This is a genomic window from Mesorhizobium sp. M7A.F.Ca.US.006.04.2.1, from assembly GCF_004022915.1.
Classification (GTDB): Bacteria; Pseudomonadota; Alphaproteobacteria; order Rhizobiales; family Rhizobiaceae; genus Mesorhizobium; species Mesorhizobium ciceri.
In genome coordinates, this window is record NZ_RZQA01000527.1 from 1 (window position 1) to 4,582 (window position 4,582).

Genomic DNA, 4,582 nt, shown 5'->3' on the forward strand with positions numbered 1-4,582 from the left:
GCCCGATCGAGGCCGGCGACATCGAGATCGAGCGGAAACCGAGTCCGATCAACGCCATCGCCGAGATCGGCTTGCCGGCGAGTTCGCCGCACAGCGTCACCGGCGTGTGATTGCGGACGCCGGCATCGGCGATCTGCTTGAGGACGCGCAAGAAGGGTGCCGACAGCGTGTCGAAGCGGTTGGCCAGTTGCGTGTTGCCGCGGTCGACGGCCATGACGAACTGGAACAAATCGTTCGAACCGACCGAGACGAAATCGACCGCCTTCATCAATTCGTCGAGCTGGAACAGCAGCGACGGCACTTCAAGCATCGCCCCCAGCTTCAGGCTGGTCGGCAAATGATGGGCAAAGCGCGACAAGTGCCGCACCTCGCGGTCGATGATCTCGCGCGCCTGGGTGATCTCGCCGAGCTCGGTCACCATCGGCAGCATCAGCTTCAATTCGCGGCCGCCGCTGGCCTTGAGCAAAGCGCGGATCTGGGTGCGCAGCAGGCCCGGCCGGTCGAGCGTCAGGCGGATCGCCCGCCAGCCAAGCGCCGGGTTCTCTTCCTGGATCGCGCCCTTGAAATAGGGCAGCACCTTGTCGCCGCCAATGTCGATGGTGCGGAAGGTGACGGGCTTGCCGCGCGCCGCTTCGAGCACGTCGCGGTAGAGCTTTTCCTGGGCCTCGGCCCGGGGAAAGGTGGAAGCGACCATGAATTGCAATTCGGTGCGGAACAGACCGATGCCGGCCGCACCCGCTTCGGCAAGCTGCGGCAGGTCGACGGCAAGACCGGCATTCATCAGCAAATCGACCTGGACACCATCCCTGGTCGTCGACGGCTTTTTGCGCAGTTCGCGGTAGACCTCTTGCCGGCGCGCCCTGAAACGCACTTTTTCGGCATAAGCAGCCTCGAGATCGGGCTGCGGCCGCAAATGGATCACGCCCTCCTCGCCGTCGACGATGATGGCATCGCCGTTTTCCGCCATGGAAACAGCGCCCTTCATCTGGCCGGCGACGGGGATGCCCATGGCACGGGCGACGATGACGACGTGGCTGGTCGCTGCACCGTCCTCGAGCACCAGCCCGCGCATCTTGTCGCGGGGATAATCGAGCAGTTCGGCAGCTCCCATCGAACGGGCGACGATGATGGCGTCCTTAGGCAGCGATGCCGCGACATCTTCCGGCCCGCGCCCCATCAGCTGGCGTAGCAGGCGGTTGGCGAGGTCGTCGAAATCGCTCATCCGCTCGCGCAGATAGGGATCGGTCATGTGCAGCATGCGGGCGCGCATGTCGCTCTGCACCTTTTCCACCGCGGCTTCGGCCGTCAGGCCGTTGCGGATCGCCTCTTCCAGCCGGCGCACCCAGCCGCGATCGTTGGCGAACATGCGATAGGCTTCCAGCACCTGGCGATGCTCGCCCTCGAAGGCGACGTCGCGGCGTTCCAGCATGTCGTCGATGGACAACCTGAGCGAGCTGAGTGAGGTCTCCAACCGGCGAACCTCTTCCTCGCTGTCCTCGTTGAACAGATTGGTGACGACGATGCGCGGCTCGTGCAGCACGACATGGCCAAGCCCGACGCCTTCATTGAAGGACAGGCCGGTGAAGCTGACAGGACGGCGCAGATCGAGTTCGAGGCCGGGCCGGGTCAGCCGCGCCAGATCGCCAGTGGCGATCATCTCGGCGATCACCATCGCCGTGGTCTCCAGCGCCTCGACCTCGTCGTCGCGGTAGTGGCGCATGGTCTTGTTCTGCACCACCAGCACGCCCAGCGTGCGCCCTGCCCGCAACACCGGCACGCCCAGGAACGAGTTGTAGATCTCTTCCCCGGTCTCCGGCAGGTAAGCGAAGGCAGGGTGTTCCTGCGCATTGGACAGGTTGAGCGGCCGCGCGCTGGCGGCGATGGTGCCGACCAGGCCTTGGCCCAGCCGCAACTGCGCCAAATGGACGGCGTTCGGGTTCAGGCCTTCGGTGGCGTAGAGTTCGAGCACCGAATCGGCGCGCAGCACATAGAGCGAGCAGACTTCCGCGACCATGTTGGAGGCGATGTCGCGCACAATCCGGTCAAGCCGCTCCTGCGGCTCCAGCGGCTCCTGCATGAGCTCGCGGAGCCGTTTGAGCAAAACGCGCGGGCCACTGGCCTGATCACGCATCGCGGCTTGTTCTCCAATGGGCATTCTGCCCGCCGCAGTTTCCACCGCGACCGGCGCACACGCAACAACTCAAATCGTTCTCGCTACTGCTTATCCAGACCGTAGACGGAATGCAAAGTACGAACCGCAAGTTCCGTATACGGGCCGTCGATCAGGATCGAAATCTTGATCTCCGAGGTCGTGATGGCGCGGATGTTGATCGATTTGTCGGCCAGCGCCTTGAAAGCGGTGGCGGCGACGCCGGCATGGCTCCTCATGCCGATGCCGATGACCGAAACCTTCGACATGCCGGCTTCCGACTGCACGACATCGTAGCCGATCGAGGCCTTGAGGCGTTCAAGCACGGCCAGCGCCTTGTCGACATCGCCCGACGGCACGGTAAAGGTCATGTCGGTGAACTTGCCGTCCTCGGAAATGTTCTGGACGATCATGTCGACATTGATGTTGGCCTCGGCCAGCGGCCCGAAGATGCCGGCGGCAACGCCCGGCCGGTCGCCGACCCGGCGCAGTGAAATCTGCGCTTCGTCCTTGGCGTAGGCAATTCCGGTGACGACCTGCTGTTCCACGATCTCTTCCTCGTCGCAAATGAGCGTTCCGGGCGGATTGAGCAAATCCCCCATTCCGGGCGCATCGGGATCGTCGAAGGACGACCGCACGAAGGTACGCACCCTGTGCACCATGGCAAGCTCGACCGAACGCACCTGCAGAACCTTGGCGCCGAGCGAGGCCATTTCAAGCATTTCCTCGAACGAGATCTTGGCCAGCCGCCGCGCCTTGGGCTCGATGCGTGGATCGGTGGTGTAGACCCCGTCGACATCGGTGTAGATGTCACAGCGATCGGCTTTGACCGCCGCGGCGATGGCGACAGCACTGGTGTCGGAGCCGCCGCGGCCGAGCGTGGCAATACGATTGTCCGGGCCGATGCCCTGGAACCCGGCAATCACCGCCACCTGGCCCTCGCCGAAGCGCTTGATCAGGAACGCACCGTCAATGTCGAGGATGCGCGCCGCCCCATGCGCATTATCGGTCTTGATCGGGATCTGCCAGCCCTGCCAGGAGCGGGCGTGCACGCCCATGTTCTGCAAAGTGATGGCCAGCAGGCCGGCCGTGACCTGCTCGCCGGAAGCGACGACCGCATCATATTCGCGTGCGTCATGCATCGGCGAGGCCTCACGCGTCCAGCCGACCAGTTCGTTGGTCTTCCCGGCCATCGCCGAAACGACCACCGCCACCTCATGGCCGGCGTCGACCTCGCGTTTGACGTGACGCGCCACGTTGCGGATGCGGGCGATGTCGGCGACGGAGGTTCCGCCGAATTTCATCACGATGCGCGCCATGGGAGCGAAATGCCTTTGCCTGAAGCCGGATCCCAGCCAAAAGCCGGAATCCCGAAAAGCGGAAGGCCGGCTGACGCCGGCCGCTGAATGCGCGGCCTCCTTAGCCAAATGACGAAGGTTTCGCAAGGCTGGCGGCCAATTGCCGGCTCCAGAAGCCGGCATATTGCCTTCCGCCCCGGCGCCGCCTACGAAATGCTGCCTGCGGGGAATTCTTTTGGTTCGGCATAGCAGATGATGATTGCTCGGTTTCGACGTGCCATGCGATGGCAATCGCTCCCGCTTGTCGCAGGCTTTGCGGTGCTGGCGCTTATTGTCGGCAGCCGTGCCATGCTGGTCGAGGAACAGCGGGCCAACCGCGCCGCCGCGCGCGAGGCAATCGAATATCAGCAATTGCTTTCGGGTCTGCTTTCTCTGGCACAGGAAGCCGAGAACGGCCAGCGTGGCTACCTGCTGACCGGCGAGAAATCCTATCTCGAACCCTATCGGAGCGCTGTCGGCGCCATTCCGGGGCAACTTGCCCGTATCGACAGCTTGACCGCCCCCGACGACCAGTTCGTCCAGCCGATCAACCACATCAAGGACGCGCTTTCGCAAAAGCAGGCTGAACTGGCCGAGACGATTGCCCTGTACGACCAGGGCAATGCGACGAAAGCGCTGGATCTGATTCGCAGCGGCCAGGGCAAGGCAGTCATGGACGAAATCCGAACCAGCATGGATACGGTCCGACGCATCAGCGCCGCAGCCGTCGCCGCGCGCGACGCGCATACCGACCAGGTCGAGACCTGGCTACGCATCGGTTCGGTGGCGGCACTGCTGGCGATCTTCCTGCTTGCCGGCTACGCGATCAGGGAATCGCGCCGCCGCTTCCTTGAGGTGGTCGTCGCCCAGGAGGAGTTGGTGCGCAAGAACGACGCGCTCGGCAGTGAGATCGAGACACGTGAAAAGGCAGAATCCCAGATCCGCCAGATGCACAAGATGGAGGCGGTCGGCCAGCTTACAGGCGGCATCGCCCACGACTTCAACAACATGCTGGCGGTGATCATCAGCGCCATGAACCTCGCCCAGCGCAAGCTGGCGCGCGGCGAGCACGACATCGCACAAATCATCGACGCGG

Annotated in this window: 3 protein-coding genes; 1 reads left to right on the top strand and 2 read right to left on the bottom strand. The window is 63.9% G+C overall.

Going from position 1 to position 4,582, the window contains the following annotated elements; translation table 11 throughout:
* On the bottom strand, nt 1-2,131 hold a 2,131-nt coding region (gene ptsP / locus EN925_RS24365), incomplete at its 3' end, for a phosphoenolpyruvate--protein phosphotransferase (RefSeq protein ID WP_128336991.1).
* An 83-nt stretch (nt 2,132-2,214) separates the two neighbouring features.
* Nucleotides 2,215-3,468: an aspartate kinase gene (locus tag EN925_RS24370; RefSeq protein ID WP_013529459.1), complete on the bottom strand. Its 1,254-nt coding sequence runs from the start codon at nt 3,466-3,468 to the stop codon at nt 2,215-2,217.
* Nucleotides 3,469-3,726: 258 nt separating this feature from the next.
* On the opposite strand from EN925_RS24370, the gene EN925_RS24375 reads away from it, so the two are divergent.
* The coding region (locus EN925_RS24375; RefSeq protein ID WP_206632902.1) for a CHASE3 domain-containing protein at nt 3,727-4,582 on the top strand (856 nt) is incomplete at its 3' end.

Bases quoted from the DNA above. Each gene is read 5' to 3' on its own strand.
- EN925_RS24370 (WP_013529459.1), bottom strand. From the start codon at position 3,468: ATGGCGCGCATCGTGATGAAATTCGGCGGAACCTCCGTCGCCGACATC.